The sequence below is a fragment of the Streptomyces sp. NBC_00459 genome (assembly GCF_036013955.1).
Classification (GTDB): Bacteria; Actinomycetota; Actinomycetes; order Streptomycetales; family Streptomycetaceae; genus Streptomyces.
The window spans coordinates 7,557,005-7,575,515 of record NZ_CP107903.1; the positions used below are offsets into that span (position 1 = coordinate 7,557,005).

The 18,511-nt window shown below is 70.0% G+C and carries 19 protein-coding genes; 9 read left to right on the forward strand and 10 right to left on the reverse strand.

Translation table 11 applies throughout. The annotated features are described in order from the left end of the window. Positions 1-75: 75 nt before the first annotated feature. Together OHN74_RS33415 and zapE are read right to left on the reverse strand one after the other, a co-directional pair. The gene (locus OHN74_RS33415; RefSeq protein WP_327698282.1) at positions 76-474 is read right to left on the reverse strand and encodes a hypothetical protein; all 399 of its coding nucleotides are present in this window, start codon (positions 472-474) and stop codon (positions 76-78) included. A gap of 201 nt (positions 475-675) precedes the next feature. After that, on the reverse strand, positions 676-1,782 hold the full coding sequence (zapE, locus tag OHN74_RS33420; protein WP_327698283.1) for a cell division protein ZapE: 1,107 nt from the start codon (positions 1,780-1,782) through the stop codon (positions 676-678). Positions 1,783-2,039: 257 nt separating this feature from the next. Here zapE and OHN74_RS33425 point away from each other — a divergent pair, with 257 nt between their 5' ends. The 4 genes from OHN74_RS33425 (at position 2,040) to msrB (ending at position 5,453) form a co-directional block, all read left to right on the forward strand. Continuing rightward, positions 2,040-2,864 carry a pyrimidine reductase family protein gene (locus OHN74_RS33425; RefSeq protein ID WP_327698284.1) on the forward strand — a complete coding sequence of 275 codons (825 nt, stop codon included), beginning with the start codon at positions 2,040-2,042 and terminating at the stop codon, positions 2,862-2,864. A gap of 156 nt (positions 2,865-3,020) precedes the next feature. Next, positions 3,021-3,494 carry an indole-3-glycerol phosphate synthase gene (locus OHN74_RS33430; RefSeq protein ID WP_327698285.1) on the forward strand — a complete coding sequence of 158 codons (474 nt, stop codon included), beginning with the start codon at positions 3,021-3,023 and terminating at the stop codon, positions 3,492-3,494. A 105-nt stretch (positions 3,495-3,599) separates the two neighbouring features. Continuing rightward, positions 3,600-4,988 (forward strand): UDP-N-acetylmuramate--L-alanine ligase, encoded by a 1,389-nt coding sequence (murC, locus tag OHN74_RS33435; RefSeq protein ID WP_327698286.1) that lies wholly within the window; start codon positions 3,600-3,602, stop codon positions 4,986-4,988. A gap of 57 nt (positions 4,989-5,045) precedes the next feature. Beyond that, positions 5,046-5,453 carry a peptide-methionine (R)-S-oxide reductase MsrB gene (msrB, locus tag OHN74_RS33440; RefSeq protein ID WP_327698287.1) on the forward strand — a complete coding sequence of 136 codons (408 nt, stop codon included), beginning with the start codon at positions 5,046-5,048 and terminating at the stop codon, positions 5,451-5,453. A 73-nt stretch (positions 5,454-5,526) separates the two neighbouring features. Here msrB and OHN74_RS33445 read toward each other — a convergent pair whose 3' ends face one another. Beyond that, positions 5,527-5,931, reverse strand: a complete 405-nt coding sequence (locus tag OHN74_RS33445; RefSeq protein WP_327698288.1) for a hypothetical protein — start codon at positions 5,929-5,931, stop codon at positions 5,527-5,529. 51 nt (positions 5,932-5,982) lie between these two features. Then, positions 5,983-6,387 (reverse strand): hypothetical protein, encoded by a 405-nt coding sequence (locus OHN74_RS33450; protein ID WP_327698289.1) that lies wholly within the window; start codon positions 6,385-6,387, stop codon positions 5,983-5,985. Positions 6,388-6,606: 219 nt separating this feature from the next. On the opposite strand from OHN74_RS33450, the gene OHN74_RS33455 reads away from it, so the two are divergent. From OHN74_RS33455 to OHN74_RS33465, 3 genes are all read left to right on the forward strand, one after another. Then, positions 6,607-7,656: a cyclase family protein gene (locus OHN74_RS33455; RefSeq protein ID WP_327698290.1), complete on the forward strand. Its 1,050-nt coding sequence runs from the start codon at positions 6,607-6,609 to the stop codon at positions 7,654-7,656. Positions 7,657-7,852: 196 nt separating this feature from the next. After that, positions 7,853-8,572, forward strand: coding sequence for a TetR/AcrR family transcriptional regulator (locus OHN74_RS33460; protein WP_327698291.1), 720 nt, complete (start codon positions 7,853-7,855; stop codon positions 8,570-8,572). 78 nt (positions 8,573-8,650) lie between these two features. Next, positions 8,651-9,409, forward strand: a complete 759-nt coding sequence (locus tag OHN74_RS33465) for an SDR family NAD(P)-dependent oxidoreductase (protein ID WP_327698292.1) — start codon at positions 8,651-8,653, stop codon at positions 9,407-9,409. A gap of 48 nt (positions 9,410-9,457) precedes the next feature. Here the strand turns inward: OHN74_RS33465 and OHN74_RS33470 are convergent, their stop codons facing one another. The 5 genes from OHN74_RS33470 to OHN74_RS33490 all read right to left on the reverse strand — a co-directional run bounded on the left by OHN74_RS33470 (position 9,458) and on the right by OHN74_RS33490 (position 16,020). Beyond that, positions 9,458-11,599 carry a beta-galactosidase gene (locus tag OHN74_RS33470; RefSeq protein WP_327698293.1) on the reverse strand — a complete coding sequence of 714 codons (2,142 nt, stop codon included), beginning with the start codon at positions 11,597-11,599 and terminating at the stop codon, positions 9,458-9,460. A 58-nt stretch (positions 11,600-11,657) separates the two neighbouring features. Next, a complete protein-coding gene (locus tag OHN74_RS33475) occupies positions 11,658-12,596 on the reverse strand; it encodes a carbohydrate ABC transporter permease (RefSeq protein ID WP_443060487.1) in 939 nt (312 codons plus the stop codon). Further along, positions 12,593-13,474, reverse strand: a complete 882-nt coding sequence (locus OHN74_RS33480) for a carbohydrate ABC transporter permease (RefSeq protein WP_327698294.1) — start codon at positions 13,472-13,474, stop codon at positions 12,593-12,595. Before OHN74_RS33480 ends, OHN74_RS33475 begins: the two co-directional genes overlap by 4 nt. 1 nt (position 13,475) lies before the next feature. After that, positions 13,476-14,864, reverse strand: a complete 1,389-nt coding sequence (locus tag OHN74_RS33485) for an ABC transporter substrate-binding protein (RefSeq protein ID WP_327698295.1) — start codon at positions 14,862-14,864, stop codon at positions 13,476-13,478. A 100-nt stretch (positions 14,865-14,964) separates the two neighbouring features. Then, a complete protein-coding gene (locus OHN74_RS33490; RefSeq protein ID WP_327698296.1) occupies positions 14,965-16,020 on the reverse strand; it encodes a LacI family DNA-binding transcriptional regulator in 1,056 nt (351 codons plus the stop codon). 952 nt (positions 16,021-16,972) lie between these two features. On the opposite strand from OHN74_RS33490, the gene OHN74_RS33495 reads away from it, so the two are divergent. Both OHN74_RS33495 and OHN74_RS33500 read left to right on the forward strand, forming a co-directional pair. Further along, the gene (locus OHN74_RS33495) at positions 16,973-17,302 is read left to right on the forward strand and encodes a peptidase dimerization domain-containing protein (protein ID WP_327698297.1); all 330 of its coding nucleotides are present in this window, start codon (positions 16,973-16,975) and stop codon (positions 17,300-17,302) included. Positions 17,303-17,533: 231 nt separating this feature from the next. Next, a complete protein-coding gene (locus OHN74_RS33500) occupies positions 17,534-17,758 on the forward strand; it encodes a hypothetical protein (protein ID WP_327698298.1) in 225 nt (74 codons plus the stop codon). 47 nt (positions 17,759-17,805) lie between these two features. On the opposite strand, the gene OHN74_RS33505 is transcribed toward OHN74_RS33500, so the two are convergent. Next, entirely contained in the window at positions 17,806-18,276 is a 471-nt protein-coding gene (locus OHN74_RS33505; RefSeq protein ID WP_327698299.1) for a hypothetical protein, read from the reverse strand. Positions 18,277-18,511: the final 235 nt, after the last annotated feature.

An 18,511-nucleotide genomic window follows, 5' to 3' on the forward strand; every position in this document is an offset into this window, starting at 1 on the left:
GCGCGCCTCGAAGGCGCGTCGGACGTACATGACAGTCGGACGTGCTGACAGGGAGTGGGGGGGGCGTCCCGGCTGTCAGCAGCGGAAGACCTGGAGCGCGGCCGGGGTGTGCGCGGTCAGCGATCTGGGTGCCTGATGGCGTGACGTGACGCGCGTCTCCGGTTCGTGCGGAGCCGTGGGATCCACCGCGAGGAGCGGGCGCTCGGGCACCTGGGGACCCGAATCGGCGATGCGATGCCGGTCGCGGGTGCGCAGGGGCAGGCTCGGGTCGTGATGACGGCCGCCGTCACCACAGGTGACGTACTCGTCGCGCTGGGCTGCCACCCTGGGTTTGTTTCTGGGCTCGGTCTTGGCCTCGGCATGACGGGCTGTGTGCGCGGATGCGAAGGACGTCGTGGGAGCGAAGAACGGGAGGGCCAGCAGGACGGCGGCGAGGAGGGAAATCACGGTCCGGGCCGTAGTACCTCGGAACATGCGCCCCCCTCCAGGCGATTCACGGTCTCTCGAACGCGTCAACGGTTGGTCAATTACGGGTCAAGAAACACGTTAACCCTGCGAAGTTGTTTGCTGGGTTAACTTAGCGTTTCAGGCTGAAGAGAGCCTGAAAAGCGCGGGTGGGGTGACGCGAACTGGTCCTTGACCTGCGGTAGTTCATATGGTGCGCAGGTCAGAGCGTCATGAGGGCTCCACGAGGCCCTTGGCGTCGCGGGCCAGCGCGGTCAGACGGGAGATCGCGCGGAAGTACTTCTTGCGGTAGCCGCCGTTCAGCATCTCCTCGCTGAACAACTGGTCGAAGGGCAGGCCGGAGGCGAGCACCGGCACCTCGCGGTCGTACAGCCGGTCGGCGAGCACGACGAGCCGCAGCGCCGTCGACTGGTCCGGGACCGGCCGCACATCGGTGAGGCACACGGCCTTCAGGCCGTCCGTGAGGGCGCCGTAGCGGCTGGGGTGCACGCGGGCGAGGTGGCCGAGGAGCTGCGGGAAGTCGTCGAGCGACGTGCCCTCGGTGGCGTAGGCCGCCTTGGTCACCTGCTCCTCGGTGTACGGCGCCGGGGCCTGGGGCAGCCCGCGGTGGCGGTAGTCCTCGCCGTCGATGCGCAGCGCGTGGAAGTGGGCGGACAGGCCCTGGATCTCGCGTAGGAAGTCGGCCGACGCGAACCGCCCTTCACCGAGCTTGCCCGGCAGGGTGTTCGAGGTGGCGGCGAGGGCGACGCCCGCGTCGACGAGCTTGCCGAGCAGGGTCGAGACGAGGACGGTGTCGCCCGGGTCGTCGAGTTCGAACTCGTCGATGCAGAGCAGCCGGTGGCCGGACAGGGTCTGGACGGTCTTCTGGAAGCCGAGGGCGCCGACCAGGTTCGTCAGCTCCACGAAGGTGCCGAAGGCCTTGAGTGCGGGTTCGGCCGGGGTGGCGTGCCAGAGCGAGGCGAGGAGATGGGTCTTGCCGACGCCGTAACCGCCGTCGAGGTAGACGCCACGGGGACCGGCCGGCACCTTGGACGCCTTGACCTTCCCGAACCCGAAGAACCCCCGCTTGCCGCCTCCCAGGGCGTGCGCCCCGCCGAGCCCGCCCGCGAACCCGTCGAGGACGCGTACGGCCTCGGTCTGACTGGGCTGGTTCGGGTCCGGGATGTACGTACCGAAGCGCACCGAGTCGAACCGGGGCGGCGGCACCATCTCGGCGACCAGCCGGTCCGCGGGGACGTGCGGCTCACGGACGCACAGGGACAGCGGAGCCGTGTCGGCTATCGGACCGAGACCGGGGGACGCGGGGGTGGTAGGCACGGTTCACCATGCTAGGGCCTGTCCGGCGGGCAGGGCCGGGCCGGACCGGCGCTGCGCGGGCGGCGACCGGGCGGGGGCGGGGTGGGCGGCTGCCGGGCGGAGGAGGCCGGCGGCGCGTGGGGGTCCCGTCGGTCGGGCGAAGCCGGGGGTGGGGGAGTCGGCAACCATGACAAAGGCGGCAGATGGGCGTTCGGGGCCCCGCGGCCCCGGGCCCGGCCCGCCGGACAGGCGGGGGGCGCCGTGCCAGACTGCCTGGCATGCGACGTCTGTTCCCTGTGACCGAAGAGACAGTGGCCGAGGCCCCGGGAGGGGGCGCGGACGCCGGTGGTTCGCCCGGTGCCGGAGCGGTCGACCGTGAGTGGAGCCTGGAGGAGCTGGCCGCCGCCTACGCCTACCCCGAGAAGACGAACGGGAGCCGGGAAGCCTGGCTGCGCGCCAACATGGTGTCCACGCTCGACGGCGCAGCCCAGCACGACGGCCGTTCCCAGCCCATCTCGTCCGCCTCCGACATGCGGATCTTCGGCACCCTGAGGGCGCTGGCGGACGTGGTCCTGGTCGGTGCGGAAACGGTACGCCAGGAGGGCTACCGCCCGGCACGCGCGCGTGCCGAGTTCGCCGCGGCGCGGGAGGCGGCCGGGCAGGCGCAGGCGGCGGCGATCGCGATCGTCAGCGCGAGCCTGGAGCTGGACTACTCGCTCCCGCTGTTCACCTCGCCCCTGGTGCCCACCCTGATCCTCACGGGTGCCGCTGCCGCTCCCGACCGGGTCGCCGCGGCCGAGAAGGCGGGCGCCCGGGTGGTCGTCGCCGGTGACGGCATGGGCGTCGACCCGGCACGCGCGGTACAGGCACTCGCCGACCTCGGGCACACCCGTTTGCTGGCCGAGGGCGGGCCGCGGCTGCTGGGCCAGCTGGTGGCGGCCGAGGTGCTCGACGAGCTGTGTCTGACGATCTCCCCGATGCTCACCGTGGGGGACGCCCAGCGGATCTCGGGCGGGCCCTCGGTGCCCGTTCCCCGTCACTTCGAACTGGTGTCCTTGCTGGAGGAGGCCGGCTTCCTGTTCAGCCGTTATCACCGCTCCTGACGCACCGGGTCCGACTCGGCCCGACACGATCCGGAACCTGCCGTTCCGTTTGACTTTCGCTGGGCACACTAAATTTCGCAGTCCCCGTGCGATCACGGGGCAGGATGGTTTCAGCAGGGGCCTACGAACGGCCCACGGAGGAGAAGGGCGCCTGTCGTGTTCACAAGCGTACTGATGATCGAGAAGGCCCTGACGTCCGCCGACGTGGAGTTCGTCACCACCTTGCACGGCGACGAGGACGTGGCCTTCCACGTGCTGCTCCAGCCCCGTGGCGACCAGGCCGACCGACTGTTGCGGGCCATCGACGACATCGCGCTGGGCGAGCTCGACGAGGCGGCGCACGAACGGGAGACCCCGGAGGGCGAGGACGCGGCGGCGCTGGGGGAGCGGGCACTCGAGGTGTCGCTGACGGCGCTGCGGGCGGCGGGGCACGAGGCGGAGGGGCGGATCGTCGAGGACCATCCGCTCGATGCGTTGCGGGGGCTGGTGGACGAGATCGAGGCGGACGAGGTGATCGTGCTGACCGATCCCCACTACGTGGAGGAGTTCTTCCACCGCGACTGGGCTTCCCGGGCCCGGCACAAGGTGGGGGTGCCCGTGCTGAAGCTGTTCTCGCACAGCAAGGTGTGACGCCGTAGGGGCCGGGCGGGTGTCCGCGGCCCTCCCTTGTCGGGTGCCGCCGGTCCGGCTAATAGGCTGGGGGCTCAGCTTCGTACCGCATCTGGGGAGAAACGCATGGCACCCGGCCTTCCTATCGCCATGGACCGACCGCACTTCATCGGTATCGGTGGTGCCGGGATGTCAGGGATCGCGAAGATCCTGGCGCAGCGCGGGGCCGTGGTGGCCGGCAGTGATGCCAAGGAGTCCGAGACCGCCACGGCACTGCGGGCGCTGGGGGCGACCGTGCACATCGGCCATGCCGCCGGGCATCTCGCCGACGACGCCACCTGCGTCGTGGTCTCCTCCGCGATCCGCGCGGACAACCCCGAGCTGGCGCGGGCGGCGGAGCTGGGGATCTCGGTGGTCCACCGTTCGGACGCGCTCGCCCGGCTGATGGACGGCCTGCGGCCGATCGCGGTCGCGGGCACCCACGGGAAGACGACCACGACGTCCATGCTGGCGGTGTCGCTGAGCGAGCTGGGGCTGAACCCCTCGTACGCGATCGGCGGCGACCTGGACGCACCCGGCTCGAACGCCCTGCACGGCGACGGCGAGATCTTCGTGGCCGAGGCGGACGAATCGGACCGCAGCTTCCACAAGTACGCGCCCGAGGTCGCGATCATCCTCAACGTCGAACTCGACCACCACGCCAACTACGCCTCCATGGACGAGATCTACGAGTCCTTCGAGACGTTCGCGGGCCGGATCGTGCCCGGCGGGACGCTGGTGATCTCCGCCGACCACGACGGTGCCCGCGAGCTGACGCGTCGCCTGCCGGACTCCGTACGGGTGGTGACGTACGGGGAGTCCGCGGACGCGGACGTGCGGGTCCTGTCGGTCGTACCGCAGGGCCTCAAGAGCGAGGTAACCGTCCTGCTGGGCGGCGAGGAGCTCACGTTCACCGTCTCCGTCCCCGGCCGGCACTACGCGCACAACGCGGTGGCCGCGCTCGCGGCGGGCGTCGCACTGGGCGTGCCCGCCGACGAGCTGGCCCCCGCCCTGGCCGCGTACACGGGGGTGAAGCGGCGGCTCCAGCTGAAGGGCGAGGAGGCGGGCGTCCAGGTCATCGACTCGTACGCGCACCACCCGACCGAGATGACGGCCGACCTGGAGGCGATGCGGGCGGCGGTCGGCGATGCGCGCATCCTGGTGGTCTTCCAGCCGCACCTCTTCTCCCGTACCCAGGAGCTGGGCAAGGAGATGGGCGAGGCGCTGGCGCTCGCGGACGCGTCGGTCGTCCTCGACATCTACCCGGCCCGCGAGGACCCGGTCCCCGGCGTGACCAGCGCGCTGATCATCGACGCCGCGCGGGCCGCGGGCGCCGACGTGACGGCCGTGGCGGACAAGGCCGAGGTGCCGGAGACCGTCGCGGGAATGGCGAAGCCCGGTGATCTCGTTCTCACCATGGGCGCGGGTGATGTCACGGACCTGGGCCCGCGGATCCTGGACCGTCTGGCACGGTGACGTTCAGGGTTCCGCAGTGACTTTCGCGGTGACTTTCGCAGTAAGGGGCTGAGCTACATGTCGTACGACGTCGAAAAGCCGGACGAGCAGTGGCGCGCGGAGCTGACGCCGGCCGAGTACACGGTCCTGCGTCAGGCCGGCACGGAGCCCGCCTTCGTGGGTGAGTACACAGGCACCAAGACGAAGGGCGTCTACTCCTGCCGGGCCTGCGGCGCCGAACTCTTCACCTCGGACACGAAGTTCGAGTCGCACTGCGGCTGGCCGTCCTTCTTCGACCCGAAGGACACCGACGCGGTGGAGCTGATCGCGGACCGTTCGCTCGGGATGGTGCGGACCGAGGTGCGGTGTGCCCGGTGCGGGTCGCACCTCGGGCACGTGTTCGAGGGGGAGGGGTATGCGACCCCGACCGATCAGCGGTACTGCATCAACAGCATCTCGCTGCGGCTGACGCCCGACGAGGGCTGAGGACCGGGAGCGCCACTGGCCGATGGGGGCCCTGCCGTCGTACGTCGTACGGCAGGGCCCCCATCGCGTTCCCCTATGAGGTGCAGACGTCCTTCAGCCGGTCGGCGGCGGCGTCGATCCTGCTGGAGTCCGGGCTCGTGTCGCCGTTCAGGATCGACTTGTTGTAGTCCTTTATCGCCTTGTTCAGATCGTCGACCGCCTTGTCGACCTCGCCGTCGTCCGTCTCCTTGTTGATCTTGTCCAGGTTCTTGTCGATGGTGTCGATGGAGTCGTCGGTTTTCGACGGGTCCTTCACCGCGTCCCAGCCGGCCTCGTGGATCGCCTTGACGCTGTCCGAGATGGAGTCGGCGTTGCTGAGGCAGCCGAGGGAGTTGTCGAGGTCCTCGCAGCCGGTCAGAAGTCCGGCGGTCATGGCGACGGCGGCGACGGCGGTGGCGATGGTGGTGGTGCGACGGCCGCGACGGCGGTTCGAGGGCATGGAAAGGGTCCCTTCACTTCATGGGTTGACGAGGACTTCGGTGTGCGGGCGTCAGGCCCAGGGCTGCTGCTCCACGAGCGCGGGCGCCGTCCGCTCCTTGCGGCTCGACACGAGGCCGCCGGCCGCGCCCAGGGAGACCAGGCCCATACCGGCGGCGGTCGCGATCCCCTTCACGCCGTCCATCGTGAAGTAGCAGAACGCGGCCACACCGCCGTTGAACAGGAAGAGGAACCAGAGCGTGGACGGCTTCGACAGGAACGCCTTGATCCTCGGCCTCCTGGCGATGCGTGAGCCCGCCAGCAGGGAGACGGCGATGCCGGCGTAGGCGGCCAGGTCCTTCTCCGTGCCGTCGAGAACGGCGCCGGACGCGGTGCTCGCGGTGAGACCGCCGAGGAAGCACGACCACAGCAGCAGATTGGTGATGAACGACTTCACGGCGGCGAGCAGCGTCTTCACGGACATTCCTTCGGCGGGGAGGGAGGGGTTCTGGGCTCTGCCGACCACGATCCCGTCGCTTGATCGCCGCCACGAGGGACCCTTCTCCCGAATGCGTGGTGTAGCCCGCTACACCGTCCGCGATGCTGCGCGAATATTTCATTGACCGGTCGGTACACGATACGTAGCATGCGGATGGCAGGCCGTCGACGAGGACTGGCGCCAGGAAGCGGAGTGACCATGACGACGAAGCGTTGGAAGCAGCGTCCGCCGGGCTCGACCTGGGGCGACTGGGGCGAGGACGACGAGCTGGGCCGGATCAACCTGCTCACCCGGGAGAAGGTCCTGCAGGGCGTGCGCGAGGTCGAGCACGGCATCGCCTTCAGTCTCAGCCTGCCGCTCGACCATCCCGGCGGCTCGGCCATGAACCAGCGCCGCTACCCGCCGATCCTGCGCCCCACCGAAGACCTCCAGCACAACCAGGACGTCTTCTACAACATCAAGGCCAGCGAACACTTCTCCCCCGACCTCATCGACGTCTGGTCCGACGACGTCGTCACCCTCTGGCCGCAGTACTCCACCCAGTGGGACGCCCTCGCCCACCAGGGCGCCGAGTTCGACGCCGACGCCGACGGGATCGCCGAAGCCGTCTACTACAACGGCTACCGCGCCGGCACCGACCTCGTCGGACCCAAGGACGACGCCAAGGGCGACGGCAGCGGCAGCCTCGGCTTCGCCCGCCACCTCGGCCTCGAACACATGGCGGAACACGGCGTCCAGGGACGCGGCGTCCTCATCGACATCGCCCACCACCTCGGCACCGACTACCAGCCGGTCAACTACCGGCAGTTGCGCGCCATCATGGACGCCGACAACGTCACCGTCGAACCCGGCGACATCGTCCTGCTCCACACCGGCTTCGCCACCCAGATCCTCGCCTGGAACAAGAACCCGGACCCCGTGGCCATCCACCGGACCGCCGCCTACCTCGACGCCCACGACCCCGAGATCCTCCAATGGATCACCGACTCCCAGCTCGCCGGCCTCGTCGCCGACAACTACGCCGTCGAAGGAGTGGGCGTCGGCAACGAGACCGGCCGCCACTCCCTCCTGCCCATCCACCACCTGTGCCTGTTCAAACTCGGCGTCCCCCTCGGCGAACTGTGGTACCTCGACAAACTCGCCACCTGGCTGCGCCAACACCACCGCACCCGCTTCCTCCTCACCGCACCCCCACTCAACCTCCCGGGGACACAGGGCAGCCCCCTCACGCCGATCGCAACCGTCTGACGAACCCGGTCGGCATCGAGCGCCGTTCGGTGCGGGCCGGGAATCCTGCCCCCGACCCGCACCGAACTGGCATCTCTCTCCCTTCTCTCCACGGGGGACACGTATTGATCGTGTATCGTCACGCGGTGCTACAGGCAATGCCGGGAAGCCAGTTGGGGCCCCGTGACGATGTACCGGGTTGCGAAGGAATGGTGAGATGCCGGCCACTCGGAGGGAGCGCGGCAAGACCGAGCGCTACTACCGCATGCGTGAGAACGTGGTGGACGTCGCCGTCGAGCTGTTCTCGAAGCGCGGGTACGCCGACACCGGCGTGGCGGACATCGGCGAGGCCGCGGGGCTGGCCCGGGGTGCCCTGTACTACTACATCGGCTCGAAGGACGCGCTCCTCGTCGAGATCCACGACCGCGTCATGGATCCGCTGCTCAAGGAAGCCGCCGCGATCGTCGAACTCGACCTGAGTTTCGAGACCCGGCTGCGACTGCTGTCGGAATGCCTGCTCTGGCAGATCGTCAACAAGCATGACCACGTCTGGGTGTTCCTGCACGAGTACCGCCAACTCCAGGGCGAGTACCGCGAGTTGTTCCGCGAGAAGCGGCAGCGGTTCGAGTCGCGCATCCGCGGCCTGCTCGCCGACGGGCACCGCCGGGGGTTGCTCCAGGGGCGCCCGCAGGAGGACCTGGAGCTGGCGACGCTCGCGTTCCTGAACCTGCACAACTACACGTACCAGTGGCTGGCCGGTCATCGGGTCATGCGGGTCGAGGAGCTCTCCGCCTTCTACTGCGACATCTTCTTCAACGGCATCCTGGCCGAACCCCTCGACCAGGAGCGCGCCGGGAGCGAACTGGAGCAAGGGCGGTCCGTACTCCGGGAGTTGCGAGGCGTGAAGCCCGAGGCCGGCGCCAGGGCCGAGGCGTAGGTCCCTGTTCTGTCGCTCCGGGCGTGCGTTACGCTCCCAATAATGTACCGACCGGTCGACGCTTTGATGGAGGATCGAATGCCGACAACCGCCGGAAACCCCGAGGTCGCCGGGCGACGTGTCGTGATCACCGGGGCCGGGCGCGGTCTGGGGCGTGTTCTCGCGCAGGCCTTCGACTCCGCGGGGGCGCGGCTGGGCCTGGTGGCGCGTTCCGGGGACGCGCTCAAGGAGGTGGCCGGGACGCTCCATGGCGACCCCCTCATCTGTGCGGGTGATGTGCGTGACGAGGCCTTCAACGAGTCCGTCGCCGAGGGCATGGTCGAGCGGTTCGGCGGGGTGGACGCCTGGATCTGCAACGCCGGGGTCTCGCCCGGGGTCGCGACGGTGACCGACACCAGCCCCGACGCCTGGCGGCAGGTCATCGACGTCAACCTGACCGGGACGTTCCTCGGGGCGCGGGCCGCCGCGGCGGTGATGGGCGCCGGAGGGCGGATCATCGTCACCGGTTCCGTGCTGGGCGACCGGCCCAAGGGCGGCCTCGCCGCGTACTCGGCGTCGAAGAGCGGCGTCCAGTCCCTGGTGGGGGCGCTGGCGCAGGAGCTCGGGCCGCGCGGGATCACCGTCAACACGGTGGCCCTCGGCTGGTTCGACACCGGGCTCGGCGCGCACTGGCGGCGCAGTTCGGAGCGGGACACCGGCATCGTCGAGCACACGGCGCTGGGACGCTGGGGCACTCCCGACGATCTGCCCGGCATCTATCTGTTCCTGGCCTCAGAGTCCTCGGCCTATGTGACCGGCACGACGATCACGGTGGACGGCGGCTATTCACTGCTCTGAGCCGACGGGGCCTGTCGTCGCGCGGCGACAACAGGCCCCGCCCGGTGCTCAGTCGGCGCTGAGCACCCGTACGTCCCAGGCGCCGAGTGCCAGCTCGGTGCCCGCCGGGACCGGGCTGCCGTTCAGTACGTCGGTCAGAGCGGCCGGCGCCGTGACGCGCACGGGCTCCCAGCTCCAGTTGTGGACGATGTGCACGCGCCGCCCGTCCTCGGCCGTGCCGGTGGTCGCCGTGACCGAGGCCGGGAGGTCCCCCCAGAGGCTGCGGGCGTCCGGGGTCAGCCAGGTGGCCAGTTCCCGGGCGAGGTCGCGGCCCGGCACCGTGCCGACGTACGTCACCTGGCCCGCCCCGTGGCGGCGGGTGGTGACCGCCGGCCAGCGGCCGAAGTGCGGGTGGTCGTACGTGACCAGCGGCTCGGCGTCGGTGACGGTGAGACCGTCGGCCCAGTGCGCCGCTGTCGCGCCGTCCGGAAGCCGGAGCGGACCGCCGGGCACGCCGCGCACCGGGATCTCCCGCGCCAGGTTGCTGAACTCGTCGTAACCGACGCCGGCCGCGTCCACCAGGCGGCCGGGGGCCAGTTCGTTGCGGGCCCGCGCCTCGTGGTCGGCGTACGCCGTGCGCGGGCCGAGGACCAGGTGGCCGCCCGCATGGGCGTACGCGGCGAACCAGTCGAGGGTCGAGTCGGCGGCGATGTACAACGCCGGTACCACCAGGACCGGGTGACGGCTCACCGCCTCCTCCGGGGTCAGGCCCTCCCGCTCACCGCTGGGGTCGTGGAGCTGGCGGGCGTGGACGATCCGGACCTGGCGGCCGGCGTCGAAGGCGCCCCGGTAGAACGGGTCGAAGATCCGGTGGTAGGCGGTGTCGTCCGGCTCGCCGTCGCCCGTCGCGAGCGGCGGGTACTTCTGCATCAGCCACTTGCTGGGCGTCGAGTAGACCATCGTGATGTCGGCGTCCGGTTCGAGCCCGGCGACCAGCGCGCCCGCCGTGTCCAACTCGGCGCCCAGGGTCGCCAGTTCGGCATACGTACGACCGGGTCGCCCGCTGTGCGGAATGACGCCGCCCCAGTACGTCTCGGCGCCGAAGTGCAGGGTGTGCCAGTGCCAGTACTCGACCATCCTGGCGCCGCGCCCGACCAGCGCCCAGGCGGCCTGGCGCCACTGGCCGTCGAAGGCGGGGCGGTTGTCCCACGCGAAACCGATGGAGCTCGCGTTGGTCTCGGTGACCAGGAAGGGGGCCTGCTTGGAGGAGAACATCCAGTCGGCGGTCTGGTACAGCGACCACACGCCCGTCGTCTTCCAGCGCTGCGCGTGCTCGTCCGGCGTACGGTCGGGGAGCGCGAGGCCGTCCTGCATGTCGTAGTACGGGTTGCCCGACGCGATGTCGAGCCGGTCGGTGAGCTCGTCGTCCTGCACCGCCGGGCGGGTGTAGGAGATGCAGGTGGTGACGAACTGGTCGGGGCTCGCGTACTCGCGGACGATGTCGGCCTGCCAGCCGATGAACTCGGTGACCTGGCGGGCCTGGAACTCCCGCCAGGCGACGTCGTACTGGGGCTGGACGTTGCCGTCCGGGGTCCACAGGTCGGCCCACGTGGACAGCCGGTGCGACCAGTAGACGAGGCCCCACTCGCGGTTCAGGGTCTCGATGTCCCCGTACTTCGCCCGGAGATGGTCGACGAAGCGCTCGAACACGCCCCGGTTGTAAAGGAGTTCGTTGCCGGGTTCGTTGTCGACCTGGAAGCCGATGACCGCCGGGTGACCGGCGTAGCGTGCGACGATCTTCCGGATCACCCGCTCCGCGTGGAACCGGAACGCGGGGTGCGTGAAGTCGACCTCCTGCCGGGCGCCCCAGCCGATGCGCTGCCCGGTGGCCCGCTCACCCGTGATCTCCGGGTACTGGCGGGCCAGCCACGGCGGTACGGCGTACGTCGGGGTACCGAGGACCACGGCGATACCGCGCTCATGGGCGCCGTCGAGCACCGGCTCCAGCCAGTCGAGGTCGAAGTGTCCGTTGGTGGGCTCCCAGGTCGACCAGACCGACTCGCCGACCCGGATCACCGTGAACCGGGCGTCGGCCATCAGATCGAGGTCCGTCTTGAGCTGTTCGCCGGGACGGTACTCGCGGCCGTGGGTGGGCTGGTACTCGTGGTAGTACGCGGCGCCGAAGAGGACGCGGGCGGGCAGAACCGCCATGAAGTCAACCTCCAGTGGGGGAAGGGGAGTTGGGCAACCAGGTTGGCTGGGCGGGGAGTTACTGCTTGACACCGCCGGTGGCCAGGCCGCTCTGCCAGTACCGCTGGAGCAGCACGAAGGCCACGACGAGCGGGATCACCGAGATCATCGACCCGGTCACCACCAGCGCGAGCATGTCGCTGCTGGCACCCGCCCCGCCGTTCTGCGCCTGGGCGGCCCAGGAGGAGAGCCCGACCGTGATCGGGTACAGGTCCGGGTCGTTGAGCATGATCAGCGGCAGGAAGTAGTTGTTCCAGGTCGCCACAAGCGTGAACAGCAGCACCGTCACCAGGCCCGGCGCCAGCAGCCGCAGCACGATCTGGAAGAAGATCCGGAACTCACCGGCCCCGTCCATCCGGGCGGCTTCGAGGATGCTGTCGGGCACGGCGTCCTGCGCGTACACCCGCATGAGATAGAGCCCGAAGGGACTCACCAGCGAGGGCAGGATGATCGCCCACGGCGTGTTCACCAGCCCCACCTTGGCGAACAGCAGGTACGTCGGAATGGCCAGGGCGGTCGCCGGCACCATGACCGCGCCGAGCACGAGGTTGAAGGCGGCGCCGTTCCCGCGGAACCGGAACTTGGCGAACCCGTACCCCGCGGCGGCCGCCAGGACCGCGGCACCGACGGCGCTGACACCGGCGTACAGCAGGGTGTTGAGCAGCCAGTGCAGGAAGACACCGTCGTCCTGGGTGAAGGTGTCGCGGATGTTCGTCAGCAGTTGCGGGGTGTCGGAGAACCACAGGCCGAAGCTGTTGATCAGGTCCCGGGTGCTCTTGGTGGAGGCGATCAGCAGCCAGAGGAGGGGGAGGAGGAAGTAGGCGAGCGCCGCCAGCATGGCGATCGTCAGGGGTGTGCTGCGACGGCCGGCCTGTCCCCCGCGCCGCTCCTTCGGCGCCTTGCGCACCTGGTCCGTCGTACGAACCACGGCGGTAGCGGAGGGAGTTGTGGTGGTCACGCGGGCCTCCTGCGGTTCGCGGTGAGCAGGAAGGCGTACGAGATGATCACGATGAGCAGGCCGAGGAGGAAGGAGACGGCCGCCGCGTAGTTGATCTGCTGGCTGGTGAAGGCGAGCGTGTAGGCGTAGAGGTTGGCGGTGTACGCGCTGTCGATGACGTCCGGGACGATCTTCATCAGCAGGTTGGGCTCATTGAAGAGCTGGAAACTGCCGATCACCGAGAAGAGCAGGGTGAGCGTCAACGCGGGCCGCAGCGCCGGGAGTTTGATGGACCAGGCGATCCGCCAGGCCCCCGCACCGTCCAGGGCGGCGGCCTCGTACAGGTCCTGCGGAATGGTCCGCAGGGCCGCGTACAGAATGATCATGTTGTAGCCGACGAACTCCCACGTCACGATGTTCGCCAGGCTGCCCAGCATCCAGCTGTCGGTCAGGAAGTGCGGGGCGGGCAGGCTCAGTTTGTCGCTGAGCTGGGCGAACGGGCCGAAGTCGGGGCCGTAGAGATAGCCCCACATCAGGGTGGCGACGACGCTCGGGACGGCGTACGGCACGAAGATGCCCAGCCGGATCACCCGGGACAGCCGCAGCAGGCCGCTGTCCAGGGCGAGGGCGAAGAGCAGGGCGAGCAGCAGCATCACCGGGACCTGGATCACGAAGAAGGTCGCCACCCGGACGACACCCTCGCGTAGCTGCGGGTCCTTGATGGCGGTCAGGTAGTTGTCCAGGCCGACGAACGACGTGCCGCCGACCAACTTCTCCTGGAACAGGCTCAGATAGGCCGCGTAGCCGAGCGGAGCGAGGAAGAGGAGAAGGAACAGGACCATGAAGGGGGCGACGAACAGCGGGCCTGCCGACCGCGGTCGTGCGAGATGCCTGGCCATGTCAGGGTGCCGCCTTCACCGTGAAGCCCTGGCTCTTGGCGAAGGTCGTGATCCGCGTCTGCCAGCCCGCGAGCGCGGTGACCGTGTCGGTCTTCCTGGCCAGGGAGCGGCCGACGGTCTCGGTCCAGTCGGTGGCCACCTGGTCGAGGAACGGCGGCCACTGGAAGGCGGGGTCGACCTGGGCGCTGATGCCGGCGAAGACCTCGTTGACCTTCTGGCCGCCGTAGAAGGCGGGGGTGGCGCCACTGAAACTCGCGTCCGCGAGCAGCGCCTTGGTGGCCGGGAAGAAGAACTGCTTTGTTGCGAACATCTTCGCGCTCTCCGGGTCGCTGTTGAGGAACTTGGCGAACTCGGCGGCGGCGATGGGGTTCTTGGTGGACCGGATCACGGCGGTCGTGGAGCCGCCCCAGTTGCCCGCGCTCGGCTTGGCGGCGTCCCACTGCGGCATCGGCGCCGCCCGCCACTTGCCCGCGGTGTCCTTGGCCGAGCCGGAGAGGAAGGCCGGGCCCCAGGCGCCGACGATCCAGGTGGCGTACTTGCCCTTGTTGAGCGCGGCGTACCAGGAGTCCGTGAAGTCGGGCTCGACACCGATGACACCCTCCTGCGCGAGCCCGCCCCAGAACGCGCCGAGCTTCTTGGAGACCGCGTCGTCGACGCTGATGGCGATGTCGCTCTTGCCGGAGGTGACGTAGGGCTTGGCGCCCGCCTGCCACAACAGGCCGTGCCAGGCGGCGACCTGGTTGGCGGCGAGGTTGGTCAGATAGACCTCCGGGTCGGCCTTGTGCAGCTTGCGCGCGGCCTCGGCGAACTCGTCCCAGGTCTTGGGCACTTCGATGCCGTGCTTGTCGAAGATGTCCTGCCGGTACAGCATGCCCATCGGGCCGGTGTCCTGCGGGACCGCCCACACCTCGCCGCCGCTGCCGCTGACCTGGCTCCACGTCCAGTCGACGAACTGGGACTTGAGGGCGGAGGCGCCGTACGGGCGCAGGTCCAGCAGGCTGTCGGTGATCGTGAAGGTCGGGATGGCCTGGAACTCGATCTGCACCATGTCGGGGGCACCGCTGCCGGCCTTGAGGGCGGTGCGCAGCTTCGTGTACTGCGGGGTGCCCTGACCGGCGTTGACGGCCTTGACCTTGATCGCCGGGTACTTCTTCTCGAAGAGGGCGATCTCCTGGGCGATCTCCGGGACCCACGTCCAGAAGGTCAGCTCGGTCGGGGTCTTCATCGCCTTGTCGATGTCGGCCTGGCTGACCGGCTTCGACGAGGACGAGCCGCTGTCGGACCCGCCCCCGCCGCAGGCGGTGAGAGCCGCCCCGAGCGAGGCGGCGCCGGCCGCGGTGAGGAGGAGCCGACGGCTGATGGCAGAGGAGGAGACGTTGTTTCTGGGCATGGTGAACTCCGGCCGGGGCGAAAGGGAGTGGAGTGGAGAAAGAGGAGTGAGCGAAGGGAGGGGGCCGCAGGTGGGGCTGACCGGCCTCTTGTCGGTGCGGCTACCGGTGGGGCGGGGGTGCGGTGGAGGACCGTACGACGAGGTCGACCGGTGGGTCGCTCGGCGGCAGCGGATCCGCGTCCGGGTTCTCGATGGCGTGCAGTAGCCGTTTGAGGCCTTCCTGGGCCACGGCGTCGAACGGCTGCCGCACGGTGGTGAGCGGCGGTGTGACGTACGCGGCGACCGGGATGTCGTCGAACCCGACCACGCTGACGTCGTCCGGCACGCGTCGGCCGGCCTCCGTCAGGGCCCGGATCAGCCCGATGGCCATGTCGTCGTTGGCGGCGAACACGGCGGTCACCGAGGGATCGGCGGCGAGTTCACGGCCCGCCGCGTATCCGGAGGCGGCCGACCAGTCGCCCACGACGACGGGCGGCTCGGGCGCGCCGTGGGCGGCCAGGGCGGCCCGCCAGGCGGTGAGCCGGTCCCTGGCGGCGAACCAGCGTGGCGGACCGGAGAGGTGATGGACCGTCACATGACCTAGATCCAGCAGGTGTTGGGTGGCGGCCCGGGTCAGCAGGTCCGCACCGCCGCCCGAGGTGACCGGGCGGGAGGTGGCGAAGGGGGACGGCGCGCCGATGACCAGGACCGGTACGTCGACGGAGAGTTCCGCCAGGCCCGCACCCCCGCCCTGGCCTTCGTCGATCGGCTCGGAGACGACGATGCCGTCCACCCCCTGTTCGAGGAGTGAGCCGACGGCGCCGGCGACGCCTGCCGGGTCGCCCTCCATCGTGTTGACGACCCGCAGCGCGTATCCGGTGTCCCGGACGGCGCGCTCGATGCCCATGAGCAGCGACGCGGGCCCGTACAGGGCGGTGCCCAGCGTCACCACGCCGATGGATCTGGTCCGCCCGGAGGCGAGTGCCCGGGCGGCGTTGTTCATCCGGTAGCCGAGGTCCTCGGCGGCCTGGAGAACACGGCGCCGAACGTCCTCGGAGACGTACGGCTCGCTGTTGAAGACCCGGGAAACGGTCTTCTGCGAGACCCCCGCGAGGCGCGCCACGTCGACGCTGCGCGGTGTCGACGAGGTCGCACCCCGTCCTGTCTGTCGTGTCACGGTGACTCCCGGTGGCCGGTGCCCACGGTAGCCGGAGGGTGACAGCGGCTGCCGTGGATCGAGGTGGGACAGCGACCGCCAATGTTCTGACTGCGCTGTCATGACTGCGCAGTCATGACAGCGCAGTCAGAGCGACACGTCAAGGGTTCGCGCAATCTCGACGTAACTTTCGGGGACCGCACGGAGGCCTTCGGAGCGGGTCGGGGTCCATCCCGGCTCGGTTTCCTGGGTGGCTATCGGGTTTGCCGCGTCGTCCGAGGAGCTTCCCGTGTCGATGCATGACATCGGGTCCCCCGGCCCGTATCGCCCTGTCCGAGATGACCGACGACCTGCGGGCGCTGGTCGAGTACGAGACCCCCAGTGACGACAAGGAACTGCTGACCGCCTGACTCGCCGCCATCGAGACCTGGGCGGGCCGACGCCTCGGGCCGGCGGACGAGACCGTGCGCCATGACGGCGGCGAGCACGGAGACGTCCTGGAACTCCTCCACCGGGGCACCTCGCGGACATCGGTGCTGCCGCTCGCCCACCACGACACCGTGTGGCCGGCCGGCACCCTCGCCGAGTGGCCGTTCACCGTGACGGACGACGGCCGGGTGAGCGCGCCGGGCGGCTTCGACATGAAGTGTCGCCTGGTGCAGGCGGTCTGGGCGCTGCGTCTGCTGTGTGAACGGAACCTGGCGCGAGCGACGGTGCGTCTGCTCGTCAACGGCGACGAGGAGATCGGCAGCCCGTCTCCCGGCAGCCCGTCTCCCGGCCGCACATCGAGCGGCTCGGTGAGCAGGTGGCGGCCACGCTGGTGCGCGAGCCGGCGGCGGGGCCGGAGGGAGACCGGAGGAGGGCCGGAGGGGAACCCGAAGACGGCGGTCGGCAAGGGGGTCGGTCTCTTCGAGGTGGCCGTGGAGGGGTCGAGGCACACGCGGGCCCCGACCCGTACGGCGGCGCGAGCGCCGTGCACGCCCTGGCCGAACTGGTCACCCCGATCGCGGAGTTGGGCTCACATGACCACGGCACGACGGTCAACGTCGGTGCTATCAGCGGCGGTACGGGGCGCAACGTCATCGCCGGACATGCCCGCTGCGGTGTCGACGTGCGTATCGCCGACCCCGCCGAGGAGGTCCGCATCGACACCGAACCGGCCGCCTCACGGCCTCCGACCCCCGGGTACGGGTGTCCGTCTCGGGGGCTGGAACCGTCCGGCGATGGCGCCGACGCCGCCCTCCCAACTCCTCTTCGAGCAGGCGCAGTCGGTGGCGGTGCAGCTCGGTCCGGCGATCCGTGAGACGGGCGTGGGCGGGGTCGGTGACGGCAACTTCGTGTCCGCGCTGCGACGTCCGGTCCTGGACGCACTGGGGTCGTGGGCGGGGGTGCGCACGCCCGCGACGAGCATGTGCTGCCGGCCCACGTTCCGGCCCGTACGGCGCTGCTCGCGGGGTTGCTCGCGGCCCACCCGGAATAGCCGGACGCTCACGTACGCTGGAGGAGTGGTCGGCTCAAGCGAACGGGGATTGAGATGACGTACGAGGCGAGGACCGAAGCGGGGACCAAGGCGAGGTTCGAGGCGGCGACCGAAGCGAAGGCCCCGGAAACCGCCGCTTCGATGCGCCGGGCCCGCTTCGGGCAACTGCCGGAGCGGATCCGCCCGGAGGACATGGTGGCCGCACAGCCGGCGTCGGTGCCGGATCCCGCGAAGGGCGCGTACAACGAGGACGAGTGGCTGGTCCGGTACTGCCTGTGAGGTGAGGCCGGGTCGCTGCCGACCCGGTTCGTCTGCGGAAGCGGCGGTCAGGGCCGCGGAGGTGCTTCGGGCGGCGGGGTCGCATGCCTACCCGTTGCCGGCGGAGGGCTGTTGAAGGTGACGCCGGAGATGTCCCGGCCCTGGATGACAGGGCTGTTGTGGTAGGTCCCGCCGCTGATCTCGTTGTGCACCACGCTGTCCCGTTCACCGGCCTGTCGCGCGTGCTGTGACCACTCGTCGAGGCGGCGCGCGAACTCGGCGTCCAGTACGGCCCGGACCGCCAGCGCCGTACTCAGCGCGTGGGCCCGGGCCGTGTCGTTCGGCGCCTGTGCGAGTGCCGTGAGTTCGGGTTCGGCCGAACTCACGGCCGGGACGACTGTCCCAGGGTCCCCCTCCGTGTCACCGCGGTGGAAGGGGCGCCGGACCAACGCCGTCAGCCCCTGCCACGCCTGTCGGCCGGCTTCTCCGCCGAGGCCCCCGGCGAGCGCCGCCAGCAATGTCACCGAGATGGGATCCATGGGTGTGCTCCCTCGCGCCGGACGGAATTAGACGATGGTAGCCGTGAGCCAATCGCTCGGGATACAGATCGCTATTCCGAGGGCGAAGGCCGCCGCCAGGACACGGGGCAGAGCCCGGCGGAGCCTGCTGGGCTTCGGGTTGTTCGGGGCGTGCATGAGATTTGGTTTCTCCTGCAATCATTCGATGGTTCGGAGCGCGGCTGCGCCCCACCCGATCTTGCTCCCTTGGGACCTT

Excerpts from the sequence above, each read along its gene's own strand:
- OHN74_RS33415 (WP_327698282.1), bottom strand. The coding sequence starts at position 474 with ATGTTCCGAGGTACTACGGCCCGGACCGTGATTTCCCTCCTCGCCGCC.
- OHN74_RS33425 (WP_327698284.1), top strand. The coding sequence starts at position 2,040 with ATGCGACGTCTGTTCCCTGTGACCGAAGAGACAGTGGCCGAGGCCCCG.
- murC (WP_327698286.1), top strand. The coding sequence starts at position 3,600 with ATGGCACCCGGCCTTCCTATCGCCATGGACCGACCGCACTTCATCGGT.
- msrB (WP_327698287.1), top strand. The coding sequence starts at position 5,046 with ATGTCGTACGACGTCGAAAAGCCGGACGAGCAGTGGCGCGCGGAGCTG.
- OHN74_RS33445 (WP_327698288.1), bottom strand. The coding sequence starts at position 5,931 with ATGCCCTCGAACCGCCGTCGCGGCCGTCGCACCACCACCATCGCCACC.
- OHN74_RS33455 (WP_327698290.1), top strand. The coding sequence starts at position 6,607 with ATGACGACGAAGCGTTGGAAGCAGCGTCCGCCGGGCTCGACCTGGGGC.
- OHN74_RS33460 (WP_327698291.1), top strand. The coding sequence starts at position 7,853 with ATGCCGGCCACTCGGAGGGAGCGCGGCAAGACCGAGCGCTACTACCGC.
- OHN74_RS33465 (WP_327698292.1), top strand. The coding sequence starts at position 8,651 with ATGCCGACAACCGCCGGAAACCCCGAGGTCGCCGGGCGACGTGTCGTG.
- OHN74_RS33470 (WP_327698293.1), bottom strand. The coding sequence starts at position 11,599 with ATGGCGGTTCTGCCCGCCCGCGTCCTCTTCGGCGCCGCGTACTACCAC.
- OHN74_RS33480 (WP_327698294.1), bottom strand. The coding sequence starts at position 13,474 with ATGGCCAGGCATCTCGCACGACCGCGGTCGGCAGGCCCGCTGTTCGTC.
- OHN74_RS33485 (WP_327698295.1), bottom strand. The coding sequence starts at position 14,864 with ATGCCCAGAAACAACGTCTCCTCCTCTGCCATCAGCCGTCGGCTCCTC.
- OHN74_RS33500 (WP_327698298.1), top strand. The coding sequence starts at position 17,534 with ATGACGTACGAGGCGAGGACCGAAGCGGGGACCAAGGCGAGGTTCGAG.
- OHN74_RS33505 (WP_327698299.1), bottom strand. The coding sequence starts at position 18,276 with ATGGATCCCATCTCGGTGACATTGCTGGCGGCGCTCGCCGGGGGCCTC.